Annotated in this window: 17 protein-coding genes; 12 read left to right on the forward strand and 5 right to left on the reverse strand. The window is 59.9% G+C overall.

The annotated features are described in order from the left end of the window. The 7 genes from FXO11_RS00415 (at position 1) to FXO11_RS00445 (ending at position 5,620) form a co-directional block, all read left to right on the forward strand. On the forward strand, positions 1–555 hold the full coding sequence (locus tag FXO11_RS00415) for a chemotaxis protein CheW (RefSeq protein ID WP_148861045.1): 555 nt from the start codon (positions 1–3) through the stop codon (positions 553–555). Continuing rightward, complete coding sequence (locus FXO11_RS00420; protein ID WP_148861046.1) at positions 545–1,381, forward strand: CheR family methyltransferase; 837 nt, start codon at positions 545–547, stop codon at positions 1,379–1,381. The genes FXO11_RS00415 and FXO11_RS00420 overlap by 11 nt, the downstream gene beginning before the upstream one ends. Further along, positions 1,378–1,947, forward strand: coding sequence for a chemotaxis protein CheD (locus FXO11_RS00425; protein WP_148861047.1), 570 nt, complete (start codon positions 1,378–1,380; stop codon positions 1,945–1,947). Before FXO11_RS00420 ends, FXO11_RS00425 begins: the two co-directional genes overlap by 4 nt. Then, positions 1,944–3,008, forward strand: coding sequence for a protein-glutamate methylesterase/protein-glutamine glutaminase (locus FXO11_RS00430; protein ID WP_148861048.1), 1,065 nt, complete (start codon positions 1,944–1,946; stop codon positions 3,006–3,008). Before FXO11_RS00425 ends, FXO11_RS00430 begins: the two co-directional genes overlap by 4 nt. A gap of 94 nt (positions 3,009–3,102) precedes the next feature. Continuing rightward, the gene (locus tag FXO11_RS00435) at positions 3,103–4,479 is read left to right on the forward strand and encodes a PAS domain-containing sensor histidine kinase (RefSeq protein ID WP_168203101.1); all 1,377 of its coding nucleotides are present in this window, start codon (positions 3,103–3,105) and stop codon (positions 4,477–4,479) included. Then, entirely contained in the window at positions 4,472–5,107 is a 636-nt protein-coding gene (locus tag FXO11_RS00440; RefSeq protein ID WP_148861050.1) for a response regulator, read from the forward strand. Before FXO11_RS00435 ends, FXO11_RS00440 begins: the two co-directional genes overlap by 8 nt. A 126-nt stretch (positions 5,108–5,233) precedes the next feature. Continuing rightward, positions 5,234–5,620 (forward strand): response regulator, encoded by a 387-nt coding sequence (locus FXO11_RS00445; protein WP_148861051.1) that lies wholly within the window; start codon positions 5,234–5,236, stop codon positions 5,618–5,620. A gap of 27 nt (positions 5,621–5,647) precedes the next feature. On the opposite strand, the gene FXO11_RS00450 is transcribed toward FXO11_RS00445, so the two are convergent. Beyond that, the gene (locus tag FXO11_RS00450; RefSeq protein ID WP_148861052.1) at positions 5,648–6,088 is read right to left on the reverse strand and encodes a hemerythrin domain-containing protein; all 441 of its coding nucleotides are present in this window, start codon (positions 6,086–6,088) and stop codon (positions 5,648–5,650) included. A 366-nt stretch (positions 6,089–6,454) separates the two neighbouring features. On the opposite strand from FXO11_RS00450, the gene FXO11_RS00455 reads away from it, so the two are divergent. The 4 genes from FXO11_RS00455 to FXO11_RS00470 all read left to right on the forward strand — a co-directional run bounded on the left by FXO11_RS00455 (position 6,455) and on the right by FXO11_RS00470 (position 9,903). Continuing rightward, positions 6,455–6,715, forward strand: a complete 261-nt coding sequence (locus FXO11_RS00455; RefSeq protein WP_148861053.1) for a hypothetical protein — start codon at positions 6,455–6,457, stop codon at positions 6,713–6,715. A 322-nt stretch (positions 6,716–7,037) separates the two neighbouring features. Next, a complete protein-coding gene (locus FXO11_RS00460; protein ID WP_227545992.1) occupies positions 7,038–7,586 on the forward strand; it encodes a C40 family peptidase in 549 nt (182 codons plus the stop codon). A gap of 71 nt (positions 7,587–7,657) precedes the next feature. Beyond that, the gene (locus tag FXO11_RS00465; protein ID WP_148861054.1) at positions 7,658–8,770 is read left to right on the forward strand and encodes a diguanylate cyclase; all 1,113 of its coding nucleotides are present in this window, start codon (positions 7,658–7,660) and stop codon (positions 8,768–8,770) included. A 107-nt stretch (positions 8,771–8,877) separates the two neighbouring features. Then, positions 8,878–9,903 carry a branched-chain amino acid aminotransferase gene (locus tag FXO11_RS00470; protein WP_148861055.1) on the forward strand — a complete coding sequence of 342 codons (1,026 nt, stop codon included), beginning with the start codon at positions 8,878–8,880 and terminating at the stop codon, positions 9,901–9,903. A 108-nt stretch (positions 9,904–10,011) separates the two neighbouring features. Here FXO11_RS00470 and FXO11_RS00475 read toward each other — a convergent pair whose 3' ends face one another. The 4 genes from FXO11_RS00475 to FXO11_RS00490 form a co-directional block, all read right to left on the reverse strand. After that, a complete protein-coding gene (locus FXO11_RS00475) occupies positions 10,012–12,264 on the reverse strand; it encodes a xanthine dehydrogenase family protein molybdopterin-binding subunit (RefSeq protein WP_148861056.1) in 2,253 nt (750 codons plus the stop codon). A gap of 27 nt (positions 12,265–12,291) precedes the next feature. Next, a complete protein-coding gene (locus FXO11_RS00480; RefSeq protein WP_148861057.1) occupies positions 12,292–13,272 on the reverse strand; it encodes an FAD binding domain-containing protein in 981 nt (326 codons plus the stop codon). Beyond that, the gene (locus tag FXO11_RS00485; RefSeq protein ID WP_148861058.1) at positions 13,272–13,955 is read right to left on the reverse strand and encodes a (2Fe-2S)-binding protein; all 684 of its coding nucleotides are present in this window, start codon (positions 13,953–13,955) and stop codon (positions 13,272–13,274) included. Before FXO11_RS00485 ends, FXO11_RS00480 begins: the two co-directional genes overlap by 1 nt. Positions 13,956–14,139: 184 nt before the next feature. Continuing rightward, positions 14,140–14,934, reverse strand: coding sequence for a DUF1206 domain-containing protein (locus tag FXO11_RS00490; protein WP_148861059.1), 795 nt, complete (start codon positions 14,932–14,934; stop codon positions 14,140–14,142). Between the two features lie 275 nt (positions 14,935–15,209). On the opposite strand from FXO11_RS00490, the gene FXO11_RS00495 reads away from it, so the two are divergent. Further along, positions 15,210–15,899, forward strand: coding sequence for an SDR family oxidoreductase (locus FXO11_RS00495; protein ID WP_148861060.1), 690 nt, complete (start codon positions 15,210–15,212; stop codon positions 15,897–15,899). Positions 15,900–15,926 lie beyond the last annotated feature (27 nt).

Raw genomic sequence — 15,926 nt, forward strand, 5'->3', positions numbered from 1 at the left:
ATGAAACAGGCGAGCACTGTGGAGGCGTCTCCCATCGGAGAGACCTCCGAAGATCAGCATCAGTACCTGACCTTCCAGATCGGCAAGGAAATGTTCGCGGTAGGCATCCTGCGTATCCGGGAAATCATTGAGTACGGCAATCTGACCACGGTGCCGATGATGCCGGAGTTCGTGCGCGGGGTGATCAACCTGCGCGGCAGTGTGGTGCCGGTGATCGACCTGTCGTCCCGCTTTGGGCGCGGTGAAAGCACCATTAACCGGCGCAGCTGTATCGTTATCCTGGAAATTGACGCGCCGCGGGCGGCGAACGACGACGATACCCTGCAGCAGATCGGTGTGATTGTCGATGCGGTCTCCGAGGTATTGGAGATTGCCCCGGCGGAGATCGAGCCGGCGCCCGGTTTCGGCGCACGCATCCGCCCTGACTTTATTGCCGGTATGGGCAAGGTTCAGGGGCGTTTCGTGATTTTGCTGGACGTGCAGCATGTGCTCGACATCGGCGAAATGGCCGAGCTGGCCAGTGTGGTGGACGGGTGGGACGACGATGACCGCTGAAGCACGTGTTTCTACGTTGGCAGCCCCCGTCTCGGCGATGAGTGACGCCGAGTTCCGGGAGTTCCAGCGCATGATCTTCGCCGTGGCCGGTATCCACATGCCGGCCAGTAAGCGAGTCATGGTAGCGGGGCGCCTGTCCAAGCGGCTTAAGGCGCTTGGGCTGGGCAGCTATAGCGCGTACGGGCAGCACTTGCGCCGCGATCCGGCAGAAAAGCAGATTGCGGTGGACTTGCTGACCACCAACGAGACCTATTTTTTCCGCGAACCCAAGCATTTCGACCTCCTCCGGGAGCATATTCTGCCGGCCCATACCCGGCGCACGCCGTTCCGGTTCTGGAGCGCCGCCTGCTCCAGCGGCGAGGAGCCCTTCACCGCCGCAATGGTGCTGGCGGATACGCTGGGCGGATCGGGCTGGGAGATCCTCGCTTCGGATATCAGTACCCAGGTGCTGGACCGGGCCCGGACGGGGCGCTACCCCATGGCCCGGGCGGAGAAAATACCCCGGGACTGCCTGCGCCGCCATTGCTTGAAAGGTATCGGCGAGGCCGAGGGCACTTTCATGGTCGACCCGGCGCTGCGTTCACGGGTGAACTTCCGGCAGATCAACCTGAATGCCAAGCTGCCCGAGATCGGCCTGTTCGACGTGATTTTCCTGCGTAACGTGATGATCTACTTCAACGCCGACACCAAGCGGCAGATCGTTGCCCGGCTCCAGGCGCAGCTCAAGCCGGGTGGCTATTTCATCGTCGGCCATTCGGAAACGCTTAACGGCTTGCAGGCGGGGTTGCAGGCCGTTATGCCCTCGGTTTACAGGATGAGCACATGATTGTGGCGCTGAACAGCGGTGTCGGTCCTGGTCCTGACAAGGGTGGCGACAAGAGTGCGGACAGGGGGCCTGACAAGGGACCTGACAAGGGCGCCGACATCTTCCTGCAACCGGGAGACTGGTATTTCGGTGAGGCGGGCACACAGATTCGCACCCTCCTGGGCTCCTGTGTCGCTGTCACCCTGTGGCATCCTCGCCAAAAGCGCGGTGGCATGTGCCACTACATGCTGCCGGGGACTCATCCCGACCGGAATGCCCTCAACGGTCGTTACGGCGAAGACGCCTTGCAGCTGCTAATGCAGGCTGTCGCCCGCCATGGCGATAGGCCGGGCGAGTACGAAACCAAGCTGTTCGGTGGCGCCGACATGTTTGGTGTTCACGCCGGGAACGAAACCGTGGCGGAAAGAAACGTAAAGGCGGCCAGGGTCTTCGCCGCCCGTTACGGTTTGAAGGTGAAGTCCCACAGCCTGGGTGGCACCTGCTATCGGCAACTGGTCTTTAACTTGGCGGATGGCAACGTCTGGGTCCGCCAGGGTACGGGTGCGAACTGCGAGGATGTGGCATGAACCGGCCCATCAAGGCCTTTATCGTGGACGATTCCGCCGTGGTGCGTCAGGTGCTGGCGCAAGTTCTGGCGTCCGATCCGGCGATTGAAATTTCGGGCTCGGCCCCCGACCCGCTCTTTGCGTTGCAGAAAATGCAAAAGAACTGGCCGGACGTCATCGTGCTGGATGTGGAGATGCCGCGCATGGATGGCATCACCTTCCTGCGCAAGCTGATGCAGGAGCGGCCCACGCCGGTGGTGATCTGCTCCACGCTCACCGAAAAAGGGGCGGATACCACGCTGCAGGCTTTGTCCGCGGGCGCGGTGGATATCATCACCAAACCCAAGGTGGGTCTGAAGGATTTTTTGGAGTCCGGCCGCCAGCAGATGATCCAGGTGGTTAAGGCCGCCGCACGGGCCCGGCTCGCTCCGGTCACTGCGCGTACGCCGGTACGACGGCCTGCCGCGGCTGCACCGACGCCCAAACCGTCCGGTATGCCATTGAGCCGCACGACCGACCAAGTGGTGGCGCTGGGCACCTCCACCGGCGGCACCCACGCATTAGAAGCCATACTGGCCCAACTGCCGGCGGATTGCCCGGGTATTGTGGTGGTCCAGCACATGCCGGAGAAATTTACCGCCGCCTTTGCTCAGCGGCTCGACCAACTGTGCCGCTGCGAAGTCCGCGAGGCGGTCGACGGCGATCGCGTACTGCCGGGACTGGTGCTGATCGCACCAGGTGGTTTGCATATGCAACTGCGCCGTAGCGGCGCACAGTACCGGGTCGGGGTTTCCGACGGGCCGCGAGTGAACCGGCATAAGCCGTCCGTCGATGTACTGTTTCGGTCGGTTGCCACCGTGGCGGGCCGCAACGCTTTGGGCATCATCATGACGGGCATGGGCGATGACGGCGCCCGGGGCTTGCTCGCCATGCGTCACGCTGGTGCCCACACCATCGCCCAGGATAAGGAAACCTCCGTTGTTTTCGGTATGCCCCGTGAGGCGATTGAGTGTGGCGCGGCGGTCGACGTGCTGCCGTTGCCCTCGATGGCGGAAGCCATTATTCGCGGCGGCCGGCGATAGGGGGGCCGGCTAGTTGCAGTCCCATAAACCCTGTACCAAGCTTCTAAAGACAATATTCGGATGCATGTTGGGACGGGCGACGTTTCAGGGGACGATGATGGGTGCATTGGATGCAATGCCAGGGGCTATGGTTCGGGTGGATAGGGAGGGCAACATCTACGACCTGAACCAGGCGGCCCATCGCCTCGTCGATCGTTTGCACGTCGGCGCCTCGCTTCCGGATGAGTTGGACGAGGGAGCGGCCCGACTCCTGATGCATGTTTTACGCGAGGGCGAGGGACGTCCAGTCGACACACGCGAACTGGAGGCCCTGATCGGTAAGCGGCGTTTCCGGCTGTCGGTGGCGGGCCAAGCGTGTGCCGAAGACAGACTTGTTATCAAACTCACCGATATCACCGAGTTTCGCGAACTTTCCGAACGGGTTGCCTTAAGCGAGCAGCGCTTTCGTTCTTTGTTCTACGAGAATCCGGACTCGGTCTTTAGCCTTGACGTTAAGGGCCGGTTTACCGACGCCAATCGCAGCACCCTCGACATGATTGGCATGCCCCAAATCGAGTTAATGTCCCGTCACTGGGTGGATTTTGTCGACCCGCAGGATTTGGACCGGGTTCGCACCAGTTTTCAGGCGGTCCTGGCCGGCGATGCCTTCAGTTTTCGCTGCCGGGTGAAAAGCTGCGATGGACGGATTGTTCTCGCTCACGTGACCCAGGTACCGATGGTGGTGGACAGTGAGGTGGTCGGCGTTTTCGGCGTCGCCCGGGACATCACCGAAGCCAAGCAGCGACAACTCGAACTGCACCGCTCGCGGGAGGAACTACGTCGCTTGTACAGCGCCCAGGACGGCATGCTGGAACGGGAGCGGCTACGTATTGCCCGGGATCTGCATGACGAACTGGGTCAAACCCTGACAGCCCTGAAACTTGACCTCGGGGTGGCGATTTCCGATAAACCCGACCTGCCGGTCAACCATGTAAAACGCCTGCAGGAATTGGTGCGCTTTATCGACGGCACCATCGGCCAGGTGCGCGAAATCGCCTCGAATCTGCGCCCGGCCATGCTCGATGATTTGGGGTTCGAAGCCGCGGCCGAGTGGTTTCTGGACAAGCGCGCCGCTCGGGACGGTCTGGATATCCGCTGGCGTGCGCATTTGGCGGATGGAGGACGCACCACCGGTGAGACGGCCACGGCGCTCTACCGCATCCTGCAGGAGTGCATGACCAATATCAGTCGCCACGCCCAGGCGACCACCGTTACCATCGACTATGAGGAAACGCTTGAACGAGCGAAGCTGGAAGTTGCCGATAACGGTATCGGCTTCGATGCGTCCCGCCGCCAGGCGGCCGGCTTTGGGCTTGTCGGCATGCGCGAGCGGGTGGCCATGCTCGACGGTGAGCTGTCTGTCGATTCCAGTATCGGCAGCGGGACCCGTATCGTAGTCACGCTGCCCTTGACGGGGAACCGCTATGATTAGTGTCTATATCGCCGACGACCACAGCATCGTGCGTGAAGGGATGCGTTCTCTGATTGCCTCGGCCCCGGATATGACTGTCGTGGGCGAAGCGCCGGACGGCGACCAGGCGCTGAAGGAGATTCCGGACTGCCAGCCCACGGTATTTCTGATGGACATGACCATGCCGGGTTGCTCCGGCCTGCAGCTCATCGAGACCATTTTGCGCCGGATGCCGAACCTGCGGGTGCTGGTGCTGAGCATGCACCAGGAAGAACTCTACGCCACCCGGACGATCCGCGCCGGAGCCCACGGTTTTATCACCAAGACCCGCCCGCCAGGCGAGCTGCTCGACGCACTGCGCCAGGTTGCCCGTGGCCAGATCTACATACCCCTGGAATTGGCCCACAAGCTGGCTCGGGACGCGCTTGTCGGACGTTCGGAAGACACGCCCCATAACCGTCTGACCCGTCGCGAATACGCCATTTTTATCGATTTGGTACAAGGCATGACGGTCAGCGATATCGCCGAGAAACTGCACGTTAGCTCCAAGACCGTCAGCACTCACAAGGCGCGGCTCATGGATAAGATGGACGCCAAGGGCATTTCCGATCTGGTCCGTTATGCCATGAATCACGGCCTTTTGTCGTGAAAAACGGTCATGACAATTGTTGACAGTAATCCTGAGGCATAACGGTAAAATGGGTAGTCTGGAACCCGGTCCCACGTATCGGCACCCACATTTATCAAACGCGGTTCAAACAGGTAACGGCGCAAAATGCTGACGGTATTCTTTGTCGAAGATTCGACCGTAATGGGACGTCGGCTACGGCAACTGTTGAGTCGCATCCCCGGCGTGGTCGTCGTCGGTGAAGCTTGTCGTCTGCGGGACCTGGTTCAGTCTGTGGATCACGCTAAGCCGGATGTTGTGTTGCTGGATATTCGCTTGCCTGACGGTATTGGCTTCGATGCCATAGCGCCGCTCCAGCAACTGGAATTTGCGCCGAAAATCTTCATGGTCACTGCTCACGGCGATGCCCAATACCGGGCCAGAGCCACCCGCCTTAACGTGGATGGTTTCTTCGATAAGGCGGCGGAGCTAGAGGCTTTGGCCGCCCAGTTAGCCGGTTTGTGTAAAACCAAACTGAAACCTGGAAACGTCTAACCGGTGACGAAGCCCCATTGACGGCGGCTACTTTGCAGCCTGTTCTTCCATGTGCTTGCGGTACTGGTTTGCCAATGAGGCTTTCTGTTCCTCCGGTAGCACTTTGCCAGCCTGCTGAAATACTTCCTGTTCTTCTTCATCTAGATGATGGTGGAGCTGATCCTGCAACTGCTTTGCAACGGCGAGCCAATGGGGTGAACTCATGTCCGTGGATTCGAGTTCTTCGATCATCTCATCCATTTCGTGGTGTTCGGCGATGCTGTGGCGGGCCTTTTCCTGGGTGTGGTCATCTTTCATCAAGGGCACATAGAAGTGGCGCTCCTCGGCCGCGGCGTGGCGGGCTAGCTCGGCTTTCACTTTGCCAAAAAGTTCCTCGCGTCCCTCGCTGTCTCCCTCGGTTTTGCATAGTAGGTCGATCAGGGTACGTTGCTTGTCGTGATCCTCTCTCAGGGCTTCAAAGATGTTCATTACGACTCCGTCCGTTTCAATGGGTCTTTCTCATGTTTTGATCAGTCTGTCTCAAGTGTGTACGCATAAACCTGTCGAACGTCTCTAAAAGGCGCCTTAACTCAGGTTGACTGTTCAGGATAAGTTAAATAACAGATTGAAAATAAGCATAAATTTACAGATTATCTTTTCTTAATCTGCATATGGCTTTTTCGTAACCTGGTTCGCTTGAAAGACGCTTCCTGTCTCCGCTATTGATAGAGCGTGTTGTCAGCGGTAATGGATGTTGTAAGCGCCCATAGGGTCTGTAAACATCCCATAGGTCCCGTAAACACAGTCACTGTAAAGAACCTAGTACCGTACATAGGTACACGGAAGGAGACGAAAATGGCCAGCAAGAGCAATTGGCAAGACGACAGGGAAAACTACGAAGCTGCTTGGACCAAGTATCAAGAGGTGGCGGACAGAGTCTATGCAGCCTATGAGGATCTGGATAGCGGTACTCAGGATCAGACGCCGGCCAACGAAGATGTGGCCGAACTTCAGGAAGCCTGGAAGGAACTTGAAAACGCTCGCCAGCGTCTCGACGAACGCATGAACGAATTCCACGAGCGTCATATGAATCAGGGTAAGGCGGGTTCGAACTAGCTTAAAACGCCTTATACCCGTAAAGGCGTCGATAGAGCCCTCTCAGACGCCGTTTCCGGGATGGTCCGCTGAGGCGCGGCCATCCTTGTCCCGCCATTGCGTCATTTTGACCGAACCCGCTACCGTGCTGAAACAAGCCCTCTAATTTAAGTTGAAATTAAGTGAAGTTGACGGATGCCGGCAGCCCCGCGAACTATCTTAATCGTTTAAACGTCCTCCGCAGGCGAACGTTCTGCCCTTGAACCCGACAATCGTAACCTGACAACTGACGGAATCGCTTATAAAGTAATCAGCTATCGCTGGTTCTTCATGGATTGCTTGCATGCACGCGCTGACACTTCCCTTTTCAATGCCGCTGGCCGCTGTTTATCGGATGCCGGTCCGTGGACGCTGGCTGGGTGTATGGCTCCTCATCTGCCTGACCCTCGGCGGCTGCGCCAGTACGCCGGGTCTCGATCCCTATACGCCCGCACCGTCCGCCAAGCCCATGGATGCGGACAGCGCCGTGACGGCTGCCCAGCTCTGGCAGGTGTTCGAGCGTTACGAAGGCGTGCCTTATCACTACGGCGGTACCTCGGCCCAGGGGTTCGACTGCTCCGGCTTTATCATGACAGCCTACCGGGAAGCCTTTGGGCGCCAATTGCCGAGAACCACAACCCAACTGCTGGCGCACGGCGAGGTGGTGCCCCGAAATAACGTGCAACCCGGGGATTTGGTGTTTTTCCGTATCAGTGGAAAGGATCAGCATGCCGGGATCTATATGGGGAATAATCGCTTTATCCACGCCTCAACATCGGTTGGCGTGACCGAATCCGCGCTGGACGGCTATTACTGGCGAGACCGGTACAGCCAGGCGCGGCGGTTCGAGTAGCGCTCCTCGGTATCTGACCTATAGTTTCCCTAAAGCCCAGACCCCCTAAGCCCAGCATAAATACAACGCCTATGTACTCAGCTATCGAACGGCTCTGGCTGCAGGGCACGCGGGGCAAGTCCGCCCGGCTGACCCGGCAGATTGCTCTGAGTAACCAGATCGGCCTGTTTGGGGCTTTGGCGACCCTACCGTACCAAGTGTTCTATCTGGTTTACGATATCGGTCTCTACTGGCCGGTGTTCACCTGTAATCTGCTGTTCATCGCCGTTTATCTGAGCGTGCTCCTTGTTAACCGGCAGGGTTACCACAATCAGGCCCGCAACCTGGCACTGGTCAACGCGTCCGCGCAGATTCTCATCGTGACCTATTTCATCAGCGCCGATGCCGGCGTGCATTTGTTCTACTTCTCGATTGGCGGTATCCAGGCGCTTATGTTCCGGCGCCATCGCACAGCGATGCTCATCCTCGTGCTGGCTATTATCGGCGCCTTTTTCCTCATCTGCGAGTTCCTGTTCGCGGTGGGCGCGACGCCGTTGCCGGAGCCCTTCATTGACTACGTTTACATTGTCAGCGTGACAAGCGCCATTGCACTCAGTGGGGCGTTCTCGCATCTGTTTCGCAGGGATATTGACGAGGCTGAGGACCGGCTGATCAGCAGCAATCGCGACCTGGAAAAGCTCAGTACCACCGATCAGCTCACCGGCTTGGCGAATCGACGCAGTTTGGACCGGTTTCTGGATCAGACTTCCCAGAATGGATTGGCCGGGAGCCAAATGCTTTCGGTGCTGATGTGCGATGTCGATTGCTTCAAGCTCTATAACGATGTCTACGGCCACCAGGCGGGTGACGAGTGTCTGCGCCGGATTGCGGCCACGCTGACCGACGTGGTACGCCGACCGACTGATCTCATCGTGCGCTATGGGGGCGAGGAGTTTGCCGTCGTACTGCCGGGTACCAGCGAAAGTGACGCCTTGGTGATCGCAGAAAGAATCAGGGCGGCTGTCGACGGACTTCGTATGCCGCATGAAACATCGACCGTTGACGATCATGTCACGCTGAGCATCGGGCTGAGCACACTGGGCCCTGAGAATACCCGTCGCGCAAGACAATTATTTTCCCAGGCTGACGAGGCGCTCTACAAAGCCAAGAGCCAGGGCCGGAACCGGGTGGTGATTGGCGACTGAGCCCGATCATTTCTCGGCAACCAAACCGCTACAATCCCTGATATATCGGATAGACTGATTGCCCCATTATGTCGGGCAATACCCGCAAACGTTCGAAGGACAATGCAATGGAAGAGGCAACGCTAGACCACTCGCAATCATCCGCAAAACCCGCGCCATTCGGCACGGTGTTCGCCGATACCATGACCGTCACCCGTTATCTGGACGGTAACTGGTCGGACGTGGAGTCGATTCCGGTCGCGCCTCTTTCCATTCATCCCGGTGCTCACGTCCTGCATTACGCCAGCACCTGCTTTGAAGGCCTGAAGGCTTTTCGCATGCCGGACGGCGACGTACGGATCTTCCGTCTGGACCGCCACCTGGCGCGTCTGCAACAAAGCGCCGGCCTGGTATGCCTGCCGGCTCCGCCCACGGATGTGGTCGAACAGATGGTGCGTTGGACGGTATCGGAAAGTCGCAATATCCTGCCCAAGCCACCCGGGGCTCTTTACCTGCGACCCACGCTGATCGGCACCGAAACCAATATCGGCGCGGCGGGCGCGTCCTCTGCCGAGGCGATGTTCTACGTGCTGGCCTCCCCGGTGGGCGACTACTTCTCCGGTGGCGGGCGACCGCTGTCGATCCTGGTCGAAGACCAGCAGATGCGCAGCGCTCCCGGTTTCGGCCAGGCCAAGACCGGCGGTAACTACGCCTCTGCCCTGCGCCACGTGATCCGTGGCCGCGAAGAGCAGGGTGTGGATCAAGTGCTGTTCTGCCCCAACGGCGACGTGCAGGAAACCGGCGCGTCCAACTTCTTCCTGGTTAACGACCGGCAGTTACTGACCAAGCCGCTGGACAGCACTTTTCTCCACGGTGTCACCCGGGATTCGGTGGTCGCCCTGGCCAAACATCTGGGCTACGAGGTGATCGAGCAGGACTTCACCGTCGACGATATCAAGGACTGGATCAAGACCGGCGAAGCCATGCTGTCCGGCACGGCGGCGGTGCTGGCGGGCGTGGGCACGTTCGTCCACGATGGCCGCGAATACGTGGTCAATGGCGGCAAGATCGGCTCGAACACCCAGCGCCTGCGCGAAGCGTTGGTCGGCATTCAGACCGGCACCGAAGAGGACGTGTTCGGCTGGTTGTCCTGATAGTGACGGATAGTGCTCTAAATAGTGATCTAGATAGTGATCTAACGGTGGGACGATGGAAAAGGTGCGGCCACCGAGGCGCGCTGCACCTTTTCAACTTCAACGCCTTCAGGCCGTCGCGGCCGGCACATCGTCCATAAGCATTTCCTTACGGATCGGGATCTCCCGGATACGTTTGCCCGTGGCGTGGTAAACAGCGTTGGCGATGGCTGCGCTGATGCCGGTAATGCCGATCTCGCCGATCCCCCGGGCGCCGAATTCGTTGAAGGCGTAGTCCGGGTAGTCCAGCAGGATCACTTCCATCTCCGGCGGTTGGTCCGCATGGGTAGGCACCAGGTATTCCGCGTAGTTGTTGTTGACGGGTATGCCGTTGCGCGAGTCGTAATTCGTGCCCTCGAACAAGGCGCTGCCGATGCCCATCACCACCGACCCCTCGATCTGGTTGCGCGAGGTTTTCGCGTTCACGATCTGACCTACATCGATGGCGCTGGCCACGCGGCTGACCCGCAAATTGGAGATGCCCGGGTCCCAGCGGATCTCCACGAAGTGGGCGCCGAAGGAGCGGAACGAGTACTCGCTGGTATCCGCGCCTCCGGTGTGGCCTTCGCCATCGGCGCTGGCCAGGCGTAGGCTTTCCAGCACCTCCGTATAGTCCACCGACCGCCCATCGCTGTGATGCAGCTTGCCGTTGGCGAACGAGAGATCGTCACCCTTGGCGCCCTCAAACGGACTTTTCTTGCTGGTGGCGTGCTCTTTGAGCTGGTCGATGGCCAGCCGCGTGGCTTTGGCCACCGCCGGCAATGTTGTCGCCGTCGCCCAGGAACCACCGGAGACCGGGCCGTTGGGGTAAGACGAATCACCCAGCTTGACGGTGATTTTCTCCAGCGGCAGTCCGGTCACGCTGCTGACGGCCTGAGCCACCACCGTGTAGGTACCGGTGCCAATGTCCTGGGTGGCACAAGTTACATAGGCGGTGCCGTCCGCACGCAGGGACACCCGGGCGTCGCATTCCCGGCGCAAGGCCTCCCAGTTGCAGGCGGCCATGCCCCAGCCAATGATTTCGTTGCCGTCGCGCATGGCGCCGATCTCGGGGTTACGTTTCGACCAGCCGAACGCCTCTGCCGCTTGCTGGGTCGCCTCCCGGATCTTATTGCTCGACCAGGGCAGATCCTTGGATTGGTCCCGGTCGGCGTAGTTGTCCATGCGGAACTCCAGCGGATCCACACCGGCAGCGATAGCCATTTCATCGATTGCCGATTCCAGGGCAAACAAACCCGGCGTAGCACCCGGCGCCCGCATGGAGGTGGGCGTGCCGCGATTTACCTGGGTGGTTTCGTGGGTCACGGTGACGTCTTCGCAACCGTAGAGCGCCTTGGTCATGCCGCCGCAGGCTTCCACGTACTGGTCGGTGAAGGACGTGGTGCTGATCGTCTCATGGCTGATGGCCACCAGCTTGCCGTTGTTGTCGGTCCCCAGGCGAATGCGCTGGCGCGTCTCCGGGCGGTGACCGGTGGTGGTGAACATCTGGTTGCGCGGCACCACGACCTGTACCGGGCGGTCAAGCATTTGCGCCGCCGCCGCCGCCGTCACGGCATGGGGCCACATCCACAACTTGCTGCCGAAGCCGGAGCCGATGAAGGTGGAAATCACCTCCACCTGGTTCGGCGCGATACCGAAGATCTTGGCCAGCGCGCCTTTCTGCTGGACTACCGCCTGGGAAGCCTCGTAGACCTTGAGCTGGTCGCCCCGCCATTCCGCCACTGTCGCGTGCAGCTCCATGGGGTTGTGGGTCTCTACCAACGTGGTGTAGGTGGCATCGATACGGTGGGCGGCTTGGCCGAAAGCGGCGTCGGCGTCGCCCCGGCGATGATTGTTCTCGCTGCCGGTGGATTGCGTGCCGTTGTCCTTGAGCCCCTGCTCCAGGTTGGCCACCGCTTCGTGCTCCTCATACTCCACCTTCACCTTGTAGGCGGCGGCGCGCGCGTTCTCGAAAGTATCCGCGACCACAAGGGCGACGAACTGGCCGGCGTAGTAGATCGTGTTGTCCTCGAACGGCAGCCGGGTTTCTTCCACTTTGTTGTTCTGTTCCATCGAAGACGGCGTGTGATACAGCTCGGGAAAGTGACCGTGGTGGAAAATGTCGATGACCCCGGGAGACGCTTTCGCTTCGCTCAAATCGAGGTTCTTCACCGTGCCGCTGGCAATGGTGCTGAACACACCGTGGCCATAGGCCATGTTTTCCGGCTGGTGGTCGGAGGCGTAAGGCGCGCTGCCGGTCACTTTCAAACGGCCGTCAATGCGTTTGGGTCCGGCGCCAATGATGCCGGCGGATTTCGGGCTTGTGCCTGCGTTTTCGCTCATGGCAATCTCCTTTGCTCGCTCTGGCCCTCAGGCAGTAAGGATGTTGAGGTTACGGACAATAGCCTGCTGGCCCAGCGGAATCTTGAAGGCGTTATGCTCGAAGGCCCTGGCGTTCTGGAACACCTTTTTGGCAGCGCTCTGGAAAGCAGCCTCCGACAGGTTCTGGCCGATCAGGGCCTGCTCCGCCTCCTTGGCGCGCCAGGGTTTGGTGCCCACGCCGCCCAGGGCAATACGCGCATCGCGTACGGTGCCCCCATCGGTGGAGACGATGACCGCGCTCGAAGCCAGGGCAAACTGGTAGGACGAACGGTCACGCAGCTTGAGGTAGCCTGAGCGGCTGCCGGACATGGGCGCATCCAGCGTGACATGGGTGATCAACTCGTCGGCTTTGAGCGCATGCTCCTCCTGCGGGGTATCGCCGGGCAGCAAGTGAAAGTCGAGGAAATCGATCTCGCGCTGGCCCTGCGGGCCTTCCACGGTGACTGTCGCGCCAATTGCCGCCATCGCCACGCACATATCCGAGGGGTGTGTGGCGATGCACTGATCGCTGGTGCCGAGCACCGCATGCACGCTGCGATTATGCCCGCCGATGGCGGCGCAACCGGTGCCGGGTTCGCGCTTGTTACACGGCGAGTAGCCATCGCGGAAATAGGGACAGCGGACCCGTTGCATCACATTGCCGGCTGTCGTCGCCTTGTTGCGTAGCTGGCGGCTGGCGCCGGACAACAGCGCCTCGCTGAGCACGGCGTACTCCTGCCGCACCCGGTCGTCGTAAGCGAGTGCGGTATTGCTCACCAGGGCGCCGACGCGCAGACGGCCGTCGGACAACGGTTCGATCTGATCCAGGCCCAGACCGTTGATGTCCACTACCTGCTCCGGGCGCATGATGTCGATCTTCATCATATCCAGCAGATTGGTGCCGCCGCCGAGATAGGCGGATGTCCGGTTTGCATGGGTAGTAACGGCCTGGCCGGTTTGTGACGGGCGGGCATAGTCGAAATGTCGCATTAGCTGATCCCCCCGAGTTTGCGGTGGGCGGACTGGATCGCCGCGAGGATGTTGCTGTAGGCCCCGCAGCGGCAAATATTGCCGCTCATAGCCTCGCGGATGGCGGCGTTATCGTCCTTGGGAATACGCTCGTCTTCCAGGACGTTCAGGGCGCTCATGATCTGGCCGGACGTACAGTAGCCGCACTGGTAGGCGTCTTCCTCCCAGAAGGCTTCTTGCAGCGCATGCAGTTGGTCGTTCTCAGCTACGCCTTCGATGGTGGTAATCTCGTCGCCGTCGTGAGCGACGGCCAACGAAAGGCAGGAATTGACCGCGGTGCCGTTGACGTGAAGGGTGCAAGCGCCGCACTGGCCCAGGTCGCAGCCTTTTTTGGTGCCGGTGAGTGCCAGCCGCTCACGCATTACGTCGAGCAGGATCGCGTTGGGCGCCACGTTGAGGGTGTGGGTCTGGCCGTTTACCGTAAGTTTGATCTGGCGTTCGCCCTCGGCAGGCGCGCCATCCTGCTGGGCCTCAATCTGATCGGCGCCATCCTGCGCCATGGATGCCCATGTGGGGGTGGTAGCCGCGACGCCCGTGGCACCAATGGATTTCAAAAACGTTCTGCGGGACGAAAGAAAAGCGTCATACGTCCTGACGCCGTTTCCCTGCTCTTCGCCGGGGGGATTGCTGTCCTTGCCTGACATGACGGGAACCTCCTGGTTCGGGCACGTCATCCTTGTACAGCGCGATGCGTACCTTGTGTGACGGTCTGTATTTTTGGGGTCGCTCTCTCAGTCACGCTTAGCTTTATCGTTATTGGGTCTGTTTGTCATTGTCATATGATGATGTAACGCGTTGCGGCGATTTTCAATACGCTTGAAGCCGCCTTCAAACCCGGATGCGGCGGAAGGCCGCCTCGAGAAAGTTATATAGACCGAAGGCTATCAAGCCTGCCGCAACGATGCCCAACAGCCATTCGCCAAACGGGGAATTGCGCAGTACGTCCATTGCCTCGCCCATGCCCTTAATATCGCTGCTGTTGGCTTTCTGAGCCGAGTCGATCAAAAACCAGCCGACCATGCACCAGACTACGCCCCGGGCAATCAGACCGAAGCGGCATAGGGGTTTTATCCAGATACGGTGGTTTTCGGGAATTTCCATATAGCGGTCAAACCGGGCGGTGAAGCCTTTAAACAGATGGGCCAGGCCCACCACGACGAAGAGTATTCCCGCCGCGCCGAGGACCACCTGGCCCGTGCCCGTAGCCAGAAAAGCGCGGCCCTGCTCTCCACCACCACTACCGCCACCGCCACTGAAGTCGAACAGCAGCTTTCCCGTCCAGTAAGCCAGCACGCCGTGAGTAATGGCGCTGATAAGTAAAGCTGCCCGAATCGCGAGGCCCTTAGGGGCCAAGCCGTGCCGGTCCGCGTCGAACACGGCTTGGGTCAGACGCCAGGCCGTATAACCGACGAGACCGACAATCAGCAGCAAAAGCAGCGTGTTGCCCAACGGCTGAGACAGGATTTTGATGATGGCGCCCTTCGTATCCGTCGTGCCGCCGCCTTCGCCCGCCACCGAAGCGGCTGCTAGGGACCCCACCACGAGATAGATGAGCCCGCGGGCGCAGTAGCCCATGCGAGCGAGAATTTTGAACGGTTTTCTTGCCAGGGCGGTATCCATCATGGTGTGTCGGTGTCCCGTTGATGCCCCTGATGTATCAGGGCCGAAGTGCATAGGTAGTGCATAAGTAGTGCATAGGTAGTGTATAGGTCGTTCTCACGCTACAGGTAAACGGTAGCGAACACACATTTCGGTTTGCTCATTTTCCGGCCGCAGCTCCCATCGGCGAAGGCTGCAATCCGACGATGACGCAGGTATGGTGTGAGCAGGCGTTATTCAGAGTCTTCGCCTAAGCCGTTTGTTTGATGACCGATGACCTTCCAGACAGGAGATGGACAATGGCACGCGCTCATCCTTCACTGCAGAACAAGCGCATTCTCGTAACCCAGGCCGAGGACTTCATGGGGCCGGCGCTGTGCCAGGCGTTGGCGGACCATGGCGCCGACGTGGTGGAAGACACTCTGCCCCTCATGCCGACCGGTGCGGCCATTGAAGTGATTAGAAACGCGGGGAATGTGGATGTGCTGGTTGCCAATCTGGCCATCGAGGCGCCGAGCACGCAGGCCGTGGATGTCACTGAAGACGAATGGCGCAGTGTCTTCTCGGCGCTGGTCGATCCGCTGCCGCGGCTGGTCAAAGCGGTCCTGCCCGGCATGGTCGAGCGTGGCAAGGGCAAGATACTGGTTATCGGCAGCGCTGCAGCCCTGCGCGGCATGAAGCGAGCATCGACCTACAGCGCCGCCCGCGGAGCCCAGCTGGCCTACGTCCAAGCCATCGGTGTGGAATTGGCCAAGTACAATATTCAAGTCAATGCGATTGCCCAAAACTTCGTGGACAATCCAACTTACTTCCCCCAAGACGTCCAGGCCAATCCGCGTTTTCAGGAGCGCTTGAAGCGTGAGGTGCCCCTCGGTCGGCTGGTTTCGCCGGAAGAAGACGCGGAGTTTGCCGCCTATCTGTGTAGCGATGCGGCGGATTGCTTTGTCGGGCAGGTCTTTCCGATTTCCGGAGGTTGGGCGACGCGGTAGATCGACGATGTGCAGGCGGATAAGCGC

The sequence above is a fragment of the Marinobacter fonticola genome, assembly GCF_008122265.1.
Taxonomy (GTDB): domain Bacteria; phylum Pseudomonadota; class Gammaproteobacteria; order Pseudomonadales; family Oleiphilaceae; genus Marinobacter_A; species Marinobacter_A fonticola.